22 protein-coding genes are annotated in these 17640 nt (G+C 63.1%); 12 read left to right on the top strand and 10 right to left on the bottom strand.

All coding sequences use genetic code 11. The features are described from left to right. Window positions 1-94: 94 nt before the first annotated feature. From moaB to K3724_RS03375, 4 genes are read right to left on the bottom strand one after another with little or no spacing between them, the layout of a single operon-like run. Window positions 95-637, bottom strand: a complete 543-nt coding sequence (moaB, locus tag K3724_RS03390; protein ID WP_259990077.1) for a molybdenum cofactor biosynthesis protein B — start codon at window positions 635-637, stop codon at window positions 95-97. Window position 638: 1 nt separating this feature from the next. Beyond that, window positions 639-1259 (bottom strand): LysE family translocator, encoded by a 621-nt coding sequence (locus tag K3724_RS03385; RefSeq protein WP_259990075.1) that lies wholly within the window; start codon window positions 1257-1259, stop codon window positions 639-641. After that, complete coding sequence (locus K3724_RS03380) at window positions 1256-1855, bottom strand: metallophosphoesterase family protein (RefSeq protein ID WP_259990073.1); 600 nt, start codon at window positions 1853-1855, stop codon at window positions 1256-1258. The genes K3724_RS03385 and K3724_RS03380 overlap by 4 nt, the downstream gene beginning before the upstream one ends. A 15-nt stretch (window positions 1856-1870) precedes the next feature. Further along, on the bottom strand, window positions 1871-2635 hold the full coding sequence (locus tag K3724_RS03375; RefSeq protein ID WP_259990071.1) for a uracil-DNA glycosylase family protein: 765 nt from the start codon (window positions 2633-2635) through the stop codon (window positions 1871-1873). Between the two features lie 206 nt (window positions 2636-2841). On the opposite strand from K3724_RS03375, the gene K3724_RS03370 reads away from it, so the two are divergent. Genes K3724_RS03370 through K3724_RS03345 form a run of 6 tightly spaced genes read left to right on the top strand, consistent with a single transcriptional unit; the run spans window position 2842 to window position 6894 of the window. Then, window positions 2842-3792 (top strand): aspartate carbamoyltransferase catalytic subunit, encoded by a 951-nt coding sequence (locus K3724_RS03370; RefSeq protein ID WP_259990069.1) that lies wholly within the window; start codon window positions 2842-2844, stop codon window positions 3790-3792. A gap of 4 nt (window positions 3793-3796) precedes the next feature. Continuing rightward, a complete protein-coding gene (locus K3724_RS03365; protein WP_259990068.1) occupies window positions 3797-4330 on the top strand; it encodes a hypothetical protein in 534 nt (177 codons plus the stop codon). Next, window positions 4330-4713 carry a hypothetical protein gene (locus K3724_RS03360; protein WP_259990066.1) on the top strand — a complete coding sequence of 128 codons (384 nt, stop codon included), beginning with the start codon at window positions 4330-4332 and terminating at the stop codon, window positions 4711-4713. The genes K3724_RS03365 and K3724_RS03360 overlap by 1 nt, the downstream gene beginning before the upstream one ends. Continuing rightward, on the top strand, window positions 4710-6020 hold the full coding sequence (pyrC, locus tag K3724_RS03355; RefSeq protein WP_259990064.1) for a dihydroorotase: 1311 nt from the start codon (window positions 4710-4712) through the stop codon (window positions 6018-6020). Before K3724_RS03360 ends, pyrC begins: the two co-directional genes overlap by 4 nt. After that, window positions 6020-6625, top strand: a complete 606-nt coding sequence (plsY, locus tag K3724_RS03350; protein ID WP_259990062.1) for a glycerol-3-phosphate 1-O-acyltransferase PlsY — start codon at window positions 6020-6022, stop codon at window positions 6623-6625. The genes pyrC and plsY overlap by 1 nt, the downstream gene beginning before the upstream one ends. Continuing rightward, window positions 6622-6894 carry a hypothetical protein gene (locus K3724_RS03345; RefSeq protein WP_259990060.1) on the top strand — a complete coding sequence of 91 codons (273 nt, stop codon included), beginning with the start codon at window positions 6622-6624 and terminating at the stop codon, window positions 6892-6894. Before plsY ends, K3724_RS03345 begins: the two co-directional genes overlap by 4 nt. On the opposite strand, the gene K3724_RS03340 is transcribed toward K3724_RS03345, so the two are convergent. Beyond that, window positions 6884-7234, bottom strand: coding sequence for a hypothetical protein (locus K3724_RS03340; RefSeq protein WP_259990058.1), 351 nt, complete (start codon window positions 7232-7234; stop codon window positions 6884-6886). The genes K3724_RS03345 and K3724_RS03340 overlap by 11 nt on opposite strands. Window positions 7235-7474: 240 nt before the next feature. Here K3724_RS03340 and K3724_RS03335 point away from each other — a divergent pair, with 240 nt between their 5' ends. The 3 genes from K3724_RS03335 (at window position 7475) to K3724_RS03325 (ending at window position 9615) form a co-directional block, all read left to right on the top strand. Continuing rightward, on the top strand, window positions 7475-7948 hold the full coding sequence (locus K3724_RS03335; protein WP_129369814.1) for a YHS domain-containing (seleno)protein: 474 nt from the start codon (window positions 7475-7477) through the stop codon (window positions 7946-7948). A gap of 123 nt (window positions 7949-8071) precedes the next feature. Beyond that, window positions 8072-8608 carry a GbsR/MarR family transcriptional regulator gene (locus K3724_RS03330; RefSeq protein WP_259990055.1) on the top strand — a complete coding sequence of 179 codons (537 nt, stop codon included), beginning with the start codon at window positions 8072-8074 and terminating at the stop codon, window positions 8606-8608. A gap of 185 nt (window positions 8609-8793) precedes the next feature. Next, window positions 8794-9615 carry a fatty acid desaturase gene (locus tag K3724_RS03325; RefSeq protein ID WP_259990053.1) on the top strand — a complete coding sequence of 274 codons (822 nt, stop codon included), beginning with the start codon at window positions 8794-8796 and terminating at the stop codon, window positions 9613-9615. Here K3724_RS03325 and K3724_RS03320 read toward each other — a convergent pair. The 5 genes from K3724_RS03320 to K3724_RS03300 form a co-directional block, all read right to left on the bottom strand. Continuing rightward, on the bottom strand, window positions 9612-10352 hold the full coding sequence (locus tag K3724_RS03320) for a GGDEF domain-containing protein (RefSeq protein ID WP_259990051.1): 741 nt from the start codon (window positions 10350-10352) through the stop codon (window positions 9612-9614). The two genes, K3724_RS03325 and K3724_RS03320, sit on opposite strands and share 4 nt — an antisense overlap. Window positions 10353-10423: 71 nt before the next feature. Next, the gene (locus tag K3724_RS03315) at window positions 10424-11794 is read right to left on the bottom strand and encodes a glutamate--cysteine ligase (RefSeq protein WP_259990050.1); all 1371 of its coding nucleotides are present in this window, start codon (window positions 11792-11794) and stop codon (window positions 10424-10426) included. A gap of 65 nt (window positions 11795-11859) precedes the next feature. Beyond that, entirely contained in the window at window positions 11860-12387 is a 528-nt protein-coding gene (locus K3724_RS03310) for a hypothetical protein (protein WP_259990048.1), read from the bottom strand. Next, window positions 12384-13364, bottom strand: coding sequence for a hypothetical protein (locus K3724_RS03305; protein ID WP_259990046.1), 981 nt, complete (start codon window positions 13362-13364; stop codon window positions 12384-12386). The genes K3724_RS03310 and K3724_RS03305 overlap by 4 nt, the downstream gene beginning before the upstream one ends. Beyond that, a complete protein-coding gene (locus K3724_RS03300; RefSeq protein WP_259990044.1) occupies window positions 13365-14090 on the bottom strand; it encodes a 16S rRNA (uracil(1498)-N(3))-methyltransferase in 726 nt (241 codons plus the stop codon). It lies immediately after the preceding gene. A gap of 12 nt (window positions 14091-14102) precedes the next feature. Between K3724_RS03300 and ubiA the strand changes: the two genes are divergently transcribed. Genes ubiA through K3724_RS03285 form a run of 3 tightly spaced genes read left to right on the top strand, consistent with a single transcriptional unit; the run spans window position 14103 to window position 17329 of the window. Then, window positions 14103-15065 carry a 4-hydroxybenzoate octaprenyltransferase gene (gene ubiA, locus K3724_RS03295; RefSeq protein ID WP_259990042.1) on the top strand — a complete coding sequence of 321 codons (963 nt, stop codon included), beginning with the start codon at window positions 14103-14105 and terminating at the stop codon, window positions 15063-15065. Window positions 15066-15125: 60 nt separating this feature from the next. Further along, window positions 15126-17015 carry an OmpA family protein gene (locus tag K3724_RS03290; RefSeq protein WP_259990040.1) on the top strand — a complete coding sequence of 630 codons (1890 nt, stop codon included), beginning with the start codon at window positions 15126-15128 and terminating at the stop codon, window positions 17013-17015. Then, window positions 17015-17329, top strand: a complete 315-nt coding sequence (locus K3724_RS03285; protein WP_129369806.1) for a hypothetical protein — start codon at window positions 17015-17017, stop codon at window positions 17327-17329. Before K3724_RS03290 ends, K3724_RS03285 begins: the two co-directional genes overlap by 1 nt. Window positions 17330-17640: the final 311 nt, after the last annotated feature.

The following is a 17640-nucleotide window of genomic DNA, read 5'->3' as shown; positions in this document are numbered from 1 at the left end:
CGCCGATGCGGCCAGCCAAAGCGCAAATGCTTTGTGTCCGCTTGGAAATATACGATTTTCCGCACAGGTTTACGAGGTTACACGCCGTGCGGGATTACTTCCGGCGCAGATGTTCTTCCAATCTGGGCATGATTTCCACGAAATTGCAGGGCCGGTGGCGGTAATCAAGCTGTTTTGACAGGATTTCATCCCAGCCGTCCTTGCAGGCGCCAGGGCTGCCGGGCAGTGCAAACAGATAGGTGCCGCCCGCAACGCCGCCGGTGGCGCGCGACTGCACTGCGCTGGTACCGATCTTCTGCATCGAGACATGGGTGAAGACGGTGCCAAAGGCCTCGATCTCCTTTTCATAGACATCCCGGTGCGCTTCCACCGTCACGTCGCGGCCCGTCAGGCCGGTACCGCCGGTGGAGATCACCACATCCACTTCCCGGTCGGCGATCCAGGCGCGCAGCTGCGCGGCAATTTCGGCGCGCTCGTCAGGAATGATCTTGCGCCCGGCAAGGGTATGGCCCGCGTCCCGCAACCGGTCCACCAGAACCTGGCCAGAGCGGTCATCCTCCATTTTACGGCTATCCGACACCGTCAGCACCGCAATGCGGACCGGGATGAAATCCATGCTTTCGTCAATCCGGGACATTTCACGCCCTCTCCATAATCGCCAGCCGCACGGCCAGCCCTGCAAAAATTCCGGCCGAAACCCGGCCCAGCCAGCGCGCGAACACCGGCGAGCCGGTCAGCCGCTGCCCGGCCTGGCCGGCAAAAACGCCGATCAGCCCGTTGATAAAGAAACCACCCGCGGCCAGGATCAACCCGAAGACCAGGAACTGCACCAGCACCGGGCCGGCCTCGGGTTTCACAAATTGCGGCACAAAGGCCAGCACGAACAGGATCACCTTGGGATTGGTCAGATTGACCAACAGCCCGCTGCGAAAAGCGCCGGCCCCGCGCCGCTGCGGCAGCGCATCCGGCGCCGGTCCGCGGCGCAAAGCATCCCAGGCCAGATACAGCAGATAGACCACACCCGCCCAGCGGATCAGATCAAACAGCGCAGGTATCGCGGAAACCACCGCCCCCAGCCCCAGTCCCGCCAAGGACACATGCACCATGCTGCCTGTGGAAATCCCGGCACTTGCCGCCACCGCCGCCCCGCGCCCCGAGCGCAGCCCCTGGCCAAGGCAGAACATCATGTCCGCGCCCGGTGTCAGATTCAGCGCCAGCGCTGCCGGGATGAACGCGAGCAAAGTTACCGCATCAATCAAGGCTGCACCTCAAACCAGCTCACCAAAGGGCCCAGATTGGCCACCTGCGTCCTGCCTATGCTGCCGCGGAAGCCCCAGCAATCATGCACATGGCCGCAGAACAGCAATTGCGGCTGGGTCCGCTCCGCCGCTGCCCGGACCGCCTTGGAGCCGACGGACAGCCCGCCCGATGTTACGTCCCCCAGCCCCTTGGGCGGTGAATGGGAGATCAGAATATCCGCGTGATCACAGGCAGCCAGCATCGCTGCCGCCTGAACTTCGCTCAGGTCGCAGGACCAGCTGCCAAAGGGTGTTTCAGGCACGCCATAGCCGAGGCCGAACAGACGCAGCCCCTCAAAATCAATTCCCTCGCCATGCAGCACTGTTGTGCCGGGAAACCCCGCAGCACGCAACTCACCAGCGCTTTCACCATTGCCGGGCACCGCCACCATCGGCGCTTTCAACCCTGCCAGCATCGCCACGGCGCGGTCCAGTCCCCGGCGCATATTGCAAAAATCACCTGCACCAATCACCAGATCAGCACCTGCGCTGGCCGCCACGATTTCCACCGCGTGGCTGCTTGAAAGATGCAGATCTGAAAACGCGAGAATCTTCATGAGACTCCTCCTCCGTCAGGACAGCGCGCCCAGCCATGCCTTCAGCTCAAGAAGATCACACCAGGCCTGCCGCTTCTGCTGCGGCTGGCGCAGCAGATAGGCTGGGTGGAACATCGGCAGCACCGGCTTGCCCCAGGCCTGATCCCATTGCCCGCGCAGCCGGGTAATGCCGCGTTTGCCCAGCACTGCCTGGCAGCTGATATTGCCCATCAAGACCAGAATATCCGGCTCTGCCAGCGCCACATGCCGTTCCAGGAACGGAGTCAGCATGGCGATTTCCACTGGCAGCGGATCGCGGTTCTGCGGCGGCCGCCAGGGCAGCACATTGGTGATATAGACGCTCTCGGCACGTGACAGGCCGATGGCCTCCAGCATCTTGTCCAGAAGCTGACCGGCGCGGCCCGCAAACGGTTTGCCCTGCAGATCCTCATCCCGGTCCGGTGCCTCCCCGATGATCATCACCCGCGCGCCGGCCTGCCCGTCCGAGAACACCAGATTGCGGGCGCCGCGTTTCAGGTCGCAATGGCTGAAACCCTCCAAGGCATCGCGCAAGGCCGGCAGGGATGCCGCCCCCTTGGCGGCCTTCTGTGCCACATCAACAGGGTCCGCGTCCTTAGGCTTGGGCGGCGGCGCAGGGGCTGCGCCCGGTTTCGGCTTCGGCGCAGCCTGCTCCAGCGCATAGCGGTCCACTGGCGCGTCGCAAAGCGCCTCGGTTGCGCCAAGCTCCGCCTGCCACTCCAACAGCGCCCGGGCGCTCCAGTAATCCAATGCCGATTCCATCCGCTCAAGCTACTCTGCCCGCAGCCCAAGCGGAACACCTCTCCGCGGCCATCTTGCAAATTCAAGTGTTTCATCTTTTCAGAAATACTCCGGGGAGCGCGAGGGGCCGGCCTCTCGCTTGCGCACCGCCTGCCGCCGCCGCAACGCCTTGCCGCACGCGTGCACCCCGCCTATAAGAACCCGCAAATCAAGCGGAGCTGCCCCCTATGTCCTTCGAACACCGCCACCTGCTTGGCATCGAACCGCTGACACCGCATGAGATCACCGCGATTCTTGATCTTGCCGATGAATATGTTGCCCTGAACCGCCGGCCGGAGAAGCATTCCGACGTGCTGGCGGGGCTTACTCAGATCAACATGTTCTTCGAGAATTCCACCCGTACCCAAGCGAGTTTCGAGCTGGCAGGCAAGCGCCTGGGCGCTGATGTTATGAATATGGCGATGCAGGCCTCCTCGATCAAAAAGGGCGAGACCCTGATCGACACCGCGATGACACTGAACGCCATGCATCCGGACCTTCTGGTGGTGCGGCATCCGCATTCCGGCGCGGTGGATCTTTTGGCGCAAAAGGTGAATTGCGCGGTGCTGAATGCCGGCGACGGCAAGCACGAGCATCCAACCCAGGCGCTGCTGGACGCGCTGACCATCCGCCGTTCCAAAGGCCGGCTGCACCGGCTGAACATCGCGATCTGCGGCGACATTGCCCATTCCCGCGTCGCCCGCTCGAACCTGATCCTCTTGGGCAAAATGGAAAACCGCATCCGCCTGATCGGCCCGCCGACGCTGGTGCCCGGCCAGTTCGCCGAATTCGGCGCCGAGATCTATGACGACATGCGCGAAGGCCTGAAGGACGTAGACGTGGTGATGATGCTGCGGCTGCAGAAAGAGCGCATGGACGGCGGCTTTATCCCGTCGGAGCGCGAATATTATCACCGCTACGGGCTTGACGCCGACAAGCTGGCGCAGGCCAAACCCGACGCCATCATCATGCATCCCGGCCCGATGAACCGCGGAGTTGAGATCGACGGCACTCTGGCAGATGACATCAACCGCTCGGTCATTCAGGAGCAGGTCGAGATGGGTGTCGCGGTGCGGATGGCGGCGATGGACCTGCTGGCCCGCAACCTGCGCGCCGAACGCCAGGCGAAGGCGGGCTGAACAGGTGGAGGGCGTGATCCATATCCCCGCCGGAGAGCGCGGCGTGATCCGGCTGTTTACACTCGATATGCGGCCTGAGCAGGCGGCATTCCTGAAGGAACCCGGCGCGCTGGCGCAGGTGCTGGGGATTGAGGCGCTGGACATGGATCAGGTGGAGATCTTCCCGGTCACCGACCTGGAAGACATCGGCCTGACCGGTTACCTGACCGAAGGCTGCGGTGTGCCGCGGGCGCAGGTCGAGGAAGACCGCGGGATGCTGGACGCGCTGGATGGCCATGTGCTGCTGATCCGCTCGCGCGCCTTTGACGGCGCCGAAACCCGGCTGACCCCGGCAGAGCAGATCACCCTGGTGGGTACATACGGTGAGCGGCAGACCAATTGGAGCGCCCCGCCCGCAACCGCCGAAAGCGCCAAGCCCTATTCCGCCCCCAAACTTTCCCCGCGGCAGGCGCGCACCCAGGCCCGCCGTATCGGCGCTGCTCTGTTTGCCGTGGTGATGCTGCTGACTGCACTGCTTGTCTGGGCATTGATGGGTTGATGGCAGAGACCGATTTCAAACCGGACCGCAGCGCCTATGTCCGCGCTCACGCCTGGATGGCAGCAATTGGCATGGGCGGCGCAATGGCGGTTCTGTGGTTCCTGGACAGCCCGCATATCTGGACCGGCGCTGTTGGCGGGCTGGCCGCCATCGCCCTGCGCGGCTGGTATTTGGCCAGCGAGGAGCTGGCGGTGGTCTGGACCCTGACGGATACGGCCCTCACCGGCCCAGCAGAACGCAACATCCCGCTGACCCAAATCGAAGCTGTCAAAACCATGGGCAGCTATGTGCAGGTGATCACCAGGACCGGCGACAAACACCTGATCAAATACCAGGCCAACCCGGCTGCAACGCTTCACGCAATTGAAAGAGCCAAGGCATGACCACTCTCTTCACCAACGCCCGCCTGATTGATCCTGAGGCAGGCACCGATGCGCCTGGCGCGGTACTGGTGCAGAACGGGCGGATCGCGGCAATTGAAAAGAACGCCGGAGATCCTGACCGGTTGCTGCGCGCGCACAACATCAGGCCGGAGGATGCGGTCCGTCAGGACTGCGGCGGCAAATGCCTGGCGCCGGGCATCGTCGACATCGGCGTCAAGGTCTGCGAGCCGGGCGAGCGGCACAAGGAAAGCTACAAGTCTGCGGGCCTTGCGGCGGCGGCAGGCGGGGTCACCACCATCGTCACCCGCCCCGATACAACACCTGCCATCGACAGCCCGGAAACACTGGAATTCGTCACCCGCCGCGCCCAGGCGGATACGCCGGTGAATGTGCTGCCGATGGCGGCGCTGACCAAAGGGCGCGCAGGGCGTGAAATGACCGAGATCGGCTTCCTCATGGATGCCGGCGCGGTGGCGTTTTCCGATTGCGACCATGTGACCGGCAATACCAAGGTCTTTCAGCGCGCGCTGACCTATGCCCGCTCCTGCGGCGCCTTGGTCATTGCCCACCCGCAGGAACCGGTGCTAAGCGCCGGAGCGGCTGCGACCTCCGGCAAGTTCGCCGCGCTTTATGGCCTGCCAGCCGTGTCGCCAATGGCCGAGCGGATGGGGCTGGACCGCGATATTGCGCTGCTGGAAATGACCGGTGCCACGTATCACGCCGACCAGATCACCACAGCCCGCGCCCTGCCCGCGCTGGAACGCGCCAAGGCCAACGGTCTGGATATCACTGCGGGCACCTCGATCCACCACCTGACCCTGAATGAGCTGGACGTGGCAGGCTACCGCAGCTTTTTCAAGGTAAAGCCGCCGCTGCGCTCCGAAGACGACCGGCTGGCGGTTGTTGAGGCTGTGCGCACAGGTCTGATCGATATCATCTCCTCGATGCACACGCCGCAGGACGAAGAAAGCAAACGGCTGCCGTTTGAAGAAGCCGCCGCCGGTGCCGTGGCGCTGGAAACCCTGCTGCCCGCAGCGCTGCGGTTGTATCATGCCGAACTGCTGGACCTGCCCACCCTGTTCCGCGCAATGTCGCTGAACCCGGCTAAACGGCTGGGGCTGGACAGCGGCCGCCTGGCCAAAGGCGCGCCTGCGGACCTGGTCTTGTTCGATCCGGACGTGCCGTTTGTGCTGGACCGCTTCAAACTGCGCTCGAAATCGCAGAACACGCCATTTGACACCCAGCGGATGCAGGGGCGGGTTGAGGCCACATATGTCGCGGGTGAGCCCGTCTACCGGAGGGACTGATGCCTGTTCTGGAAAGCTCTGCTGCCGTTCTGATCCTGTGGGCGGCGATTGGCTACGGCCTGGGGTCGGTTCCCTTTGGCATGGTCGTCACCCGTCTGTTCGGGCTGGGCAACCTGCGTGAAATCGGCTCCGGCAATATCGGCACCACCAACGTCCTGCGCACCGGCAGCAAAGCCGCCGCGGCACTGACGCTGATCCTGGATGGCGGCAAGGGCGCGGCGGCGGTGCTGCTGGCCCGCTCCCTGGCCGGCGAGGATGCGGCGCAAGCGGCAGGGCTGATGGCCTTTCTGGGCCATTGCTTCCCGGTCTGGCTGGGGTTCAAGGGCGGCAAAGGGGTTGCCACCTTCCTGGGCCTGATGCTGGCGCTGGCCTGGCCGGTGGGCATTGCCTGCTGCCTGACCTGGCTGGCAGCAGCGGCAGCCAGCCGGATATCCTCGATGGGGGCGCTGGTCTCGGCAGCCTCAGGCGCTGTTTGGGCATTGGTGCTGGGCTATCAGCAGGCTGCAGTTCTGGCGGTGTTGCTGGCGGCGGTAGTATTCATCCGCCATTCGGCCAATATCGCGCGCTTGCGTGCAGGCACCGAGCCGCGGATCGGCCAGAAGTGAGCCATGGCTGGCCGGACGCGTTTCTGACCGCTTTTGATGCGCTGCCGCTGGGTGCCTTTTACGGCTCTGCGGCTGGGCGGCGCTACGCAGTAACCCGTCAGGATCTGGCCGGCGGCAAAGCTCAGAAGCTGGTAGCCCATGAACGCGGAGGCAGGGATTACATCAGCCTCAACCTGTACCGGCTGGCTATTGGCGCGCAGCTGAGGCCCTGCGAAATGCCCAAGGAAAAAGTGATCCGCTTTGTGCTAACGCTTCAGGTCACGGAATAAGCCGCTCCAGCGCACGGCCATTGCCCCAGGTGCCGTGCAGCTCGCCGCTGGGCATCCGCACATAGACCACCGGATGAGTCTGGCCCCAATTCACCCATATCACATCGCCATTGCGCGAACCGCTGCCGGAATAGGATTGCCCGGCAATCTTCCACTGCATGTCCACGGTCCCGCCATTGTCCTGAATCTGCACGGTTCCGGAATAAGCGCTGCCGTCGGGATTGCGCCCTTCGGCCCGGTAAACACCACTGACGTTTTGCGCGCTGGCCGGGGCCGCGAAGAGAGCAAAAGCCGTCAGCCCGCTCAGAACCGCGCGGCGGCTGGGTAATCCACGTGTCATTGTTGTCTCCATTTTGTCTGCGGCCACTTTGCCTGGCAGCGGCGGTGCTGTCACCCGTTCTGCGCATGAATGCACAGAGCGCCACCGTCTGATGCACATTCAAATTGAGTTGTTTTGAACGTGATCGCCCGGCGTTCCACATCAGTGCCGTGACCCGCAGCATACCGCGGCACGTATTATGTAACACCAGCCGGGCGCAAATTCGCTGCAGTCCCGGCCGGTATTGAAAGGACGGGATCCATGAACAAAGTAAAAGCTCTGGTGAGCGGTGTGGCGCTTTCGGTTGCTCTGGCGACTTCTGCTATGGCTGCCGGTGTAGAACTCAACGCCTCCTCAACCGGCCTTGCGCTGCAGGGGTACGACCCGGTTGCGTATTTCACCGTTGGGGAACCGACCCCGGGCAACTGGAAAATCACCGCGCTCCACAATGACGCGATGTACCGGTTCGCCTCGGAAGAAAACAAAGCTGAATTTGAAAAGAACCCGGAAGCCTACCTGCCGGCCTACGGCGGCTACTGCGCCTTTGGCGCCGCCATGGGCTTTAAGTTCGACGGCGATCCAACGCTTTGGAAAATCGTCGACGACAAGCTGTATTTGAACCTCGCCAAAGACATTCAGACCCGCTGGGAAGGCGACATCCCCGGTTTCATCGAGAAGGCCGATGTGAACTGGGAAGATATCGAAGACAAAGATCCGGCGGCATTGCAGCAGTAACCGGTAATCCACCACTCACAAGCGAACAGCCGGCGGCGGGGCAACCTGCCGCCGGTTTTCTTTAACTTGACACGACTCAGATTTTTTAATTTTCTGTCATTGCAGAAATTTCAGGACACTGTGATGAAGCTGACCCCCGCAATGCAGAACTTTATCCTTCACTGGGGCGAGATGGGTTCCCGCTGGGGGGTGAACCGGTCGGTGGCGCAGATCCACGCGCTGCTGCATATCGCAACAAATCCAATGACGGCGGATGAGATTTGCGAGGTTCTGGGGCTGGCCCGGTCCAATGTCTCCAACGGGCTGAAAGAGCTGCAGGCGCAGGGGCTGGTCAAGGTCAGCCGCCAGCTGGGCGACCGGCGTGATCATTTCACCTCGATCCGCGACATGTTCGACCTGGTCGACGCAGTGATTGCCGCGCGGCGCGAGCGCGAGTTTGCCCCCACCCTTCGGGCGCTGGCCGACGTGATGAAAGAGGCCGAGGCCGACAACACCCCCAAGGCGGTCAAGGACCGGATGGGCGAGACCCTGCGGGTGATGCGGATGTTTGACGACTGGTACGCGGATTTCTCCCGCCTGCCCCGGTCGGTGCATCTGGCTGTGCTGAAACTGGGCGCCAAGGTGGCGCGTTTCCTGCCCGGTGTGAAGAAACAGGAGTAAATGCGGGCTGAAAACGCTCCCGGTCAAAAAAAACTGCGAGGTGATTTCTCTAATGACAGGAATATCTGCAACCAACGGCGTCAAAGCTCTGCCCGCTGTGAACCCGCCTGACGCACTGGACACCTTGTGCGCAGCACCTTTTGTTGCCGCGTCCTTCCAATTTCACACCGGCAAAGGAGGCTGCCATGCGCCCGCCTGTTTCCCGTGAAGCCGCCCCGCGCACTGTCATCTGGCAGGATCTGCTGCCGGTCACCCGCCGCCAGCGCTGGGGAGAGCTGACCCTGCCGCTGCCCTGGCTGGGGCTGTCCTGGGGGCTGTATGCCTCCGCTCTTTGGCCATTGGGTGCCGGGGCCAGTTTTATGTTCTTCCTCTGTGCGCTGCGGCTAAATCATGAGGCGATCCACGGCAATCTTGGCCTGCAGCGGCGCGGAGACATTGCGGTTCTGCATATCCTCAGCGCGCTGATGTGCGGCTGCAACTGCTCGGTCGCGTGGAGCCATATGCAGCATCACCGCCACGCGATGGGCCCAGGTGATATCGAGGGGCATTGCGGGCATATGAGCGTCGGCGAAGTGCTGCGCTACGGGCCGCGCTTTCCGTTTGACCTGATCCGCGCCTGCTGGGCACAGGGCGGCAAAAAATGGCGGCGGCGGATACTGCGGGACGGGATCTGCGTTGCGACGCTGGCCGGGCTGATTCTGTGGAGCGGACAGCAGTTTCTGCTGCTGCATCTGGCCGCAATGGGCGCGGCTCAATGCATGACCGCGTTTTTTGCAGTGTGGATCACCCATCAAGGCACAGGAAACTCGGACCTGGCAGCCCGCAGCCAGCGCGGAATGCTGGCCAAGGCCGCCTATCTGATGCTTTTTCACCGTGAACACCACCTGTTTCCGAAAGTGCCCGTCAGCCGCCTGCCTGAACTGGCTGCACGGCTGGACACCCAAGTGCCTGGCTACGCCGCAAGCCGCCTGCCAGTGGTGCCCTGGCTGGACCCGTGGAGCCGTTAAAACCGGCCTGCCGACTTCACCTGATTCCGGCCGCCGTGCTTGGCTGCATAAAGCGCTTCATCAGCCTCGCGCAGCACCGCCTCGACCGTCCGGCTGCCGTCGTGATAGCCAAGCCCGATAGATACTGAGCACAGAAGGCGCTCCGCTCCAACAGGCAGGGCCTGCGCACCGATGGCTTGGCGGATCTCCTCGGCCTTTTGCATTGCGGTCTTCAGAGAAACATCCGGCAAGCACGCAACAAATTCCTCGCCGCCAAAGCGGGCCGCGATTCCTGCGGGCTGAACTCCCTCTTTCAACACGCCCGCCACAAACCGGATAACCTCGTCGCCGGCCTGATGCCCATGTGTGTCATTGATCAGTTTGAACCGGTCGATATCCGCCAGCAGAAAGCTGCCCTGGAAATCATTGCCCAGCCCGGCGATCAGCCGGAAGAAGTGATCGCGGCTGTACAGCGACGTCATCTGGTCATGCGCCGCCAGATTCAGCAGCTTCTCATTCAGAATGTGGATTTCAAGCAGCCGGCACGCCGCCCAGTATGAGGCAACAGGTGCGATAATCAGCGGCGCCAGCGTCGAAGGCACCAAGGCAGCCCGGCTTAGCCCATCAGGCGCAGTCAGACCGGTCACTATCCAGGACACAGCCAGGGAAACAACAGTCACACAGGCAACAAAGAACCATTTCTGGCTGCTATTTCTTATTGCCAGCATGAAGTCCCCGAAACTATCCCCAAGGATCATTCTGGTGCAAATTTTTGCCGAAAGACAATGTATCTAAAGTATAGGCGGCCCGCCGGGGCCGCCTGTGCAGATCAATAGGCAAACTCGCCGTAGATACGGCTGAGATCACCCTCCCAGGCACCGTTGTAGCGTGCCAGCAGCTCATCCGCCGGGACTTTGCCGCTGTCGAGGCTGTCTTTCAGCGCGTTCAGGAAATGCGTCTCATCCGGCACCAGCCCGCCCGCGCCGGGCTTCTGCCGGGCTTTCAGGCCGCTTTCCGAGATGGCGACTACTTCGCGGGCCAATTCATGCATGTCGATGCCGCCCACCTTGGCCTGCAGCCCCTGTTCCGAAGCCGCCACACGCAGGGCATCACGGGTTTCCGCGTCCCAGCCCTTGACCAGATCCCAAGCGGCGTCCAGCGCCGATTGGTCATAGGTGAGGCCGACCCAGAAAGCGGGCAGCGCACACAGACGCCGCCAGGGACCGCCATCGGCGCCGCGCATTTCGATGAATTTCTTCACCCGCGCCTCCGGGAAAACGGTGGTGAGGTGGTCAGCCCAGTCGCTGAGCGTCGGGGTCTCGCCAGGCAGCGCCGGCAGCTCCCCCTTCAGGAAGTCGCGGAACGACATGCCCAGCGCATTTACATATTCGCCGTTGCGGTACACAAAGTACATCGGCACATCGAGCGCATATTGCACCCAGGCCTCGAAGCCGAAGCCCTTGTCGAACACAAACGGCAGCATCCCGGTGCGGTCGGCGTCCAGGTCGCGCCAGACGCGGGCGCGCCAGGACTTATGGCCGTTGGGTTTGCCATCGAGGAACGGCGAGTTGGCAAACAGCGCGGTTGCCACCGGCTGCAACGCTAGTGCCACACGCATCTTCTGCACCATGTCAGCCTCGGATTCGAAATCGAGGTTCACCTGCACGGTGCAGGTGCGGCGCATCATGGTGGTACCCATGGTACCGACCTTTTGCATGTAGCCGTCCATCAGCTTGTAACGGCCCTTGGGCATCAGCGGCATGTCTTCATGGCGCCACACAGGGGCGGCGCCCAGGCCGATAAAGCCGACACCGATCTTGTCGGCAATGTCCTTCACGTCGCGCAGGTGGGCGTTCACCTCGTCGCAGGTCTCGTGAATGGTTTCCAGCGGGGCACCGGACAGTTCCAGCTGCCCGCCCGGCTCGAGCGAGATATTGGCGCCGTCCTTGGTCAGGCCGATCAGGTTATCGCCTTCGGTCAAGGGTGCCCAGCCGTGGCCGTCGCGCAGGCCAGTCAGCACCGCAAGGATCGAGCGTTCGCCCTCATAGGGCAGCGGCTTCAGCGTATCCTTGCAGAAGCCGAACTTCTCATGCTCGGTGCCGATGCGCCAGTCTTCCTTGGGCTTGCAGCCGTCGGCAAGATATTCGGCAAGCTGTTCATGGCGTTCGATCGGTCCGCCGCCGGACTGGGGAATGGACATGCCTGGCACTCCGTCCTGTTAGGTCTGTCATGAAGGGTCAGTCGTGGGCGGAATCACCGCCGGTGTCAATGCAGGCGCTGATGTTCCGGCCGGCTGGAAGAGCGTTCCCAGATCACGACCTGGTGAGGGCCGCGGCGGCGCAGTTCGGTCAGCATCCGTTCGGTTTTAAGCCCCGGCAACGCGGCAAAGACGTCAAACAGCGCCTCGTAACCTTCGGCATTTACCGGGATTGCCAGCGGCGGCTGGCCCGGCTGTTCCAGCAGCCAATGCGGCGGTTTGGAGGATTGATCCAGCGCCAGCCGCTCCAATTCAGACGCCGCCACGGCACCGCCGGTGAGCGGCCCGAAATAGGCGATCTGCCCTTCGTCCACCTGCACCACGCCGGGGCCGCCGGGTCCGCGCCGGAAGCGCATCCGCTGCGCGCCGATGACAGCCGTCGCCAGACCGGTGGCCACAAAGGCCCAGCCGGTGATTGCGGTGAAACCAGCTTCGGAGAAGGCCCATTTCAGCCCCAGCAGGAACATCAGTACCGCAGCAAGGACCTCGCGCCATTGCCAAAGAGCGGCGCGGGCTTCGGGGCGGATGAAACTCATCTCGATATCCTTTTGCCTTGCCGGAGGTGTGCCAGAAACACCCGGATTCTTCGACGCCTGACCCGCATCTTTCGTGGCTTGCCCGGATTTCTAGCGTATATGGTAAAGTATGTAAGCCCGATGAAGAAAATCAGCAGGGAATTGACCTCTTGGGCAGGAACAGTGCCGTGGGTCAGGAACTGGCGCAGCTCCTGCCGGTCCAGCCCGAACAAAAGCGGCCGGGAAATCTCCATCTCCCGAAAGTCCTTTGACACCAGAAACATTGCGGACTGGCGGGTTTTTACAAACTTTCCAACGCGGTGAATGTCTACCGCGGATAGAATGCCGTCTTCGCGCATGATAAAGTTGCGCGGAGCAAAGTCGGGATGACCCGGCGCTTTCAGCACTGGCTTTCCTGCCAGCCCACCCAGCATGTCAAGCAAAGCGCTGCCGAGTTCTACCAGCAACCCGGCATCGCGGTGTTGAATGCGGTTTTGCAAAATCCGGTTGATCTCGGCAGCGAGACCGTCTGTGTTCAGCCCGGTTTGAGCGAAGTCCTCTTGTTCTGCCCAATGCTGCCAATCGCAACAGCGCTTGATCAACTGCCTGCGGTTGACGTCCGGTTCTTCTAGCAGCTTGTCAACCGGCGTCCCGCCTTCAAAGCTCGCGATTACCAGCCCGAGATGCCCAGAAGTGGCCAAAAGTTCATTGAAGGAAAACTCCGGATGCGGTCCAAGCGAGGCAAGTCTGTCCAGTGCCTCTGTGGTCTGACCGACAAAAGCGCGCCGGCTTTCCAGCTCCCAGAACTTTTTGACGACCACCGCACGGGATTCCCGCTCGCCCCGAAAAACAGATGCCTCGGGAGAAATCCTGAGGGCCGAACCCAAAAGCGTCTGCTGGCGAGGCCACCTCAAATTTGCCTGACGCTGCACCCGCGTCAACTGCCGCTCTGCGTCTTCCGGCCGCTTTGGCGCAAAGAACCGCGTGAAATCAGTCATTTACCAATCTCCCAGAACCTGTTGCCAGAGGGTCAGCGCCGCCACCGCCGCCGTGTCGGCCCGCAGGATGCGGGGCCCAAGGCTGACCACATGGGACTGCGGCAGCGCGTGCAGACGTTTACGCTCCGTGTCCGAAAACCCGCCCTCGGGGCCGATCAGAATGGCCCAGGGCGCGCCCTTTTGCGTCTCTGCCGCCAGTTGCAGCGCGTTGCCTGCCTCCGCCTCGTCGCAGAACATCAGCTGGCGCCCGGCGGGCCATTGATCCAGCAGGCGCGAGAGCTTTTGCAGCTCCGCCACCTCCGGCACATAGGTGCCGCCGCATTGTTCCGCCGCCTCGACTGCATGGGCCTGCAGCCGGTCCTGGCGGATGCGCTCGGAATTGGTGAAATCCGTCTGCACCGGCAGGATGCGGGCGGCGCCCATCTCCGCCGCCTTCTCGACGATGAAATCGGTGCGTGCCTTCTTGATCGGTGCAAACATCAGCCACAGATCCGGCGGCATTTGCAGCGGCTTGGTCTGCTCCCGGCACACAAGCGTGCCGCCGCGCTTTCCGGCCTCGGCTACTTCGGCCAGCCACTCGCCATCCTGGCCGTTAAACAGCGCCACATGGGCGCCGGCGCCCTGCCGCATCACCCCGAACAGGTAATGCGCCTGATCACGATCCAAGGGAAGTGATTGCCCTGCGCCCAAAGGGTGCTCTACATACAGTCTGATTTTTGCACTCATGGGGTCCTACATATGCAAGGCCAGAAGCCAGCGCCAGAGGGTCAGGTTGCGGATGCGGTCCGTGGAAACTGGGTCGACACCTATGCGCCGGAGTGGACGCGGCCCTATTTGCGGCTGTCCCGCGCCGACCGGCCGATCGGCACCTGGCTGCTGCTGATCCCCTGCTGGTGGGGGCTGGCGCTGGCAATCCTGTCGGACCAGAGCCCGCGCTGGCAGGATCTGTGGATCGCTGCGGGATGTGCCGGCGGCGCCTGGCTGATGCGCGGCGCAGGCTGCACCTGGAATGACATCACCGACCGCAATTTCGACGGCCAGGTAGAGCGCACCCGCTCGCGCCCCATCCCCTCGGGGCAGGTTACGGTCAAGGGCGCGCTGGCCTGGATGGGGCTGCAATGCCTGGCGGGCCTGTTGATCCTTTTGACCTTCAACCAGGCGGCCATTGCCATGGGCATCCTGTCGCTGCTGCCGGTGGCGGTCTACCCTTTTGCCAAACGGTTCACCTGGTGGCCGCAGGTGTTTTTGGGGCTCGCCTTCAACTGGGGCGCGATGCTGGCCTGGGTGGCGCATACCGGCACCCTCGGCTGGCCGCCGGTTCTGCTGTATCTGGCGGGCATCGCCTGGACGCTGTTTTACGACACCATCTATGCCCATCAGGACACCGAGGACGACGCGCTGATCGGGGTGAAATCCACCGCCCGGCTGTTCGGCACGCAAACACCAATGTGGCTGCGCCGCTTCATCGTGGCCTTTGTCAGCCTGATGGCGCTGGCGGTGATCCTGGCAGTGCAGGACAGCGCCTCGGTGCTGGCGCTGGTGCTGGCGCTGGCGGCCCCTTGGGCGATGGGCTGGCACCTGACCTGGCAACTGCGCGCCTTTGACGCGGAGAACACGCAAAGACTCTTGCAGTTGTTCCGTCTCAACCGTGATACCGGCCTGATTCCGCTGATCTTCTTTGTGCTGGCCATGTTCGCGTGATTGAACCGCAGCCGCGCGCAGGGTAAGAGCCTGTAACGCAAACTGGGAAAATGCTGCCATATGCGCCTGTCTAAGCTGTTGATCCCGGGCCTGGCCTTTGCCGCTGCTGCCGGGCTGAGCCTTGTTGCCGCCGGATTTGCCGTCACCGCTGTGGAACGGAGCACAGAAACGGCTGTGCGCCGGGCGCTGGATGACGGCGGTTTCACCTGGGCTGAAGTAACCTCCGACGGTTTGCAGGTGCTGCTCGAAGGCACTGCTCCGGACGAGGCGACGCGGTTCTCGGTCAAATCGCTGGCCGGCACGGTTGTCGATGCGGCGCGAATCCTTGATGGCATGGATGTGCCGCCCGCCGATGGCCTGGCACCGCCGCGGTTCTCGGCGGAAATTCTGCGTAATGACAGCGGCATCTCGATTATCGGTCTGATCCCCGCGGGCACAGGTCGCACAGCTCTGGTTAAACAGCTTGAGGCGCTGGCAGGCGACGAGAATGTGGCCGATCTGCTGGAAACCGCGAAATACACAATCCCTGACGGCTGGCAGGAGTCAATGCACTTCGCAGTCGAAGCGCTGAAGCTGCTGCCACGCGCGAAAATCTCTGTGGCGACGGGGGATGTCTCGATCACCGCCATTTCCGACAGCGAAGAGGCCAAGGCGCAGCTGGAAGAGCAGCTTGGCCGCAAGGCCCCGCCTGGCATGCGGCTGGCGCTTGATATCGCGGCACCGCGCCCGGTGATCACCCCCTTCACCCTGCGCTTCCTCTTGGGACCGGACGGCGCAGAATTCGATGCCTGCTCCGCCGAAAGCGAGGAAAGCCGCAACCGTATTCTGGCCGCCGCCCGCAAGGCCGGGTTGCAGGATGAGGCGGATTGCGTGATTGGTATGGGGGTGCCCTCCCCCAACTGGGCCCGCGCGGCGGAACTGAGCATTGCAAGCCTGGCCGAACTTGGCGGCGGAACGGTGACCATTGCCAATGCGGATATCACGCTGGCCGCCGCAGAAGGTACCGAAAGCGCGCGGTTTGACCATGTGGCGGGCGAGCTGGAAAACGCCCTGCCCCGGGTCTTTGCCCTGCACGCGGTCCTGCCGGTGCCCGAAACCCGGGACGCCGGCGGCATCCCTGAATTTACCGCGACCCTCAGCCCCGAGGGTCAAGTGCAGCTGCGCGGGCGCCTTACAGATGCAGCGCAGCGCACGGTGGCCGACAGTTACGCCAAGGCACGGTTCGGGTCGGACAACGTGCACACAGCAGCCCGTGTTGTCGCCGACCTGCCTGCCGATTGGCCGGTACGGGTGCTGGCAGCGCTGGAAGCGCTCTCCTATCTGCAGCGCGGCGCGGTTACGGTAACCCCCGGCAATCTGGAGCTGCGCGGCATGAGCTACCGCAAGGACGCCCCGGCAGAGATTGCCCGCTTCCTTTCTGCCAAACTGGGCGAGGCCGACACTTACGGTCTCGACATCAGCTATGAAAAGCCGCCCGAACCCAAGGACAAGCCGCTGCCGCCGGAACTGTGCGAGGCGCAGCTTGCCAGCGCCCAAAGCGAGGCCAAGATTGCCTTTGAACCCGGTTCGGCCACCATCGCGGCACAAAGCACAGGAACCATGGACCGGATCGCCGGTGTCCTTGGCCGCTGCGGACCGGTCCGGCTCGAAATCCAGGGCCATACCGACAGCCAGGGCCGCGAGGCGATGAACCAGAACCTAAGCCAGGCGCGCGCGCAATCGGTGCTGAACGAGCTGCGGGCGCGCCGGGTGGTCACTTCCACCTTTGCCGCCAAGGGCTATGGCGAAAGCGAGCCGATTGCCGACAACGCAACGGAAGACGGCCGCGAATCCAACCGTCGCATTGAATTCAAGTTGATCCGCCCCGCGGCCGTGGAAGACGCCGCTGATACGGGCAACGGCGAAGAGGCCGCCGAAAGCGCAGAAGACGCACAGGAGACCACAGAGTAATGAACAGGACAGAGTTCATCATCACCACCGCGATCATCCTGTTCGCGGCCTTTGCCCTGGGCTGGTTCGCCAATTGGCTGGTGCACCGTTTCACCCGGGTGCGGCAAAGCGATGTGGCCGACCTCGACCGGATGAGCCAAGAGCTGCATGAGGCCGAAGAAACCCGCGACCAGGCGATCACCTATTTGCAGCAGCGCGAGGCCGAGCTGACCAACCAGCTGACCCAGACCGAGGCCGAGCTGCGGGCAACAATGGATGGCCTGCGCGAGGCCCGCCGCGAAGCCGAAGAGCTGCGCAACCAGATCCCGCATTGAGGTCGGGGCACCGGGGCACTCCCGCGCCTGCAGCCCGCGCTGGCTGCGCCAGCACCGTCTGAACAGCCTTGGGCGTAGCGCCGTGCTGACGCACGGCGGTTGCCTTGCTGCTAGATAGGCCAGAACGGGCAAGTCTGCCCTCCAAGCCTTGTCTGATGTTATTTGAAGCCGGCGTATCCAGGCGAAGCCGTTCGGGGCTCGCGGGGCCTGCGGCCCCTGTGACCCGCCGCCATTTGCAACCGGGCTGCGCCGCGCAAGGCGCGGTGCCGGGCCCAACAGGCGGAAATCATCTCCTGATGATTGAACACCTG

It is taken from the genome of Leisingera sp. M658 (genome assembly GCF_025144145.1).
GTDB lineage: Bacteria > Pseudomonadota > Alphaproteobacteria > Rhodobacterales > Rhodobacteraceae > Leisingera.
This window is presented reverse-complemented; position numbering and strand designations above follow the sequence as displayed.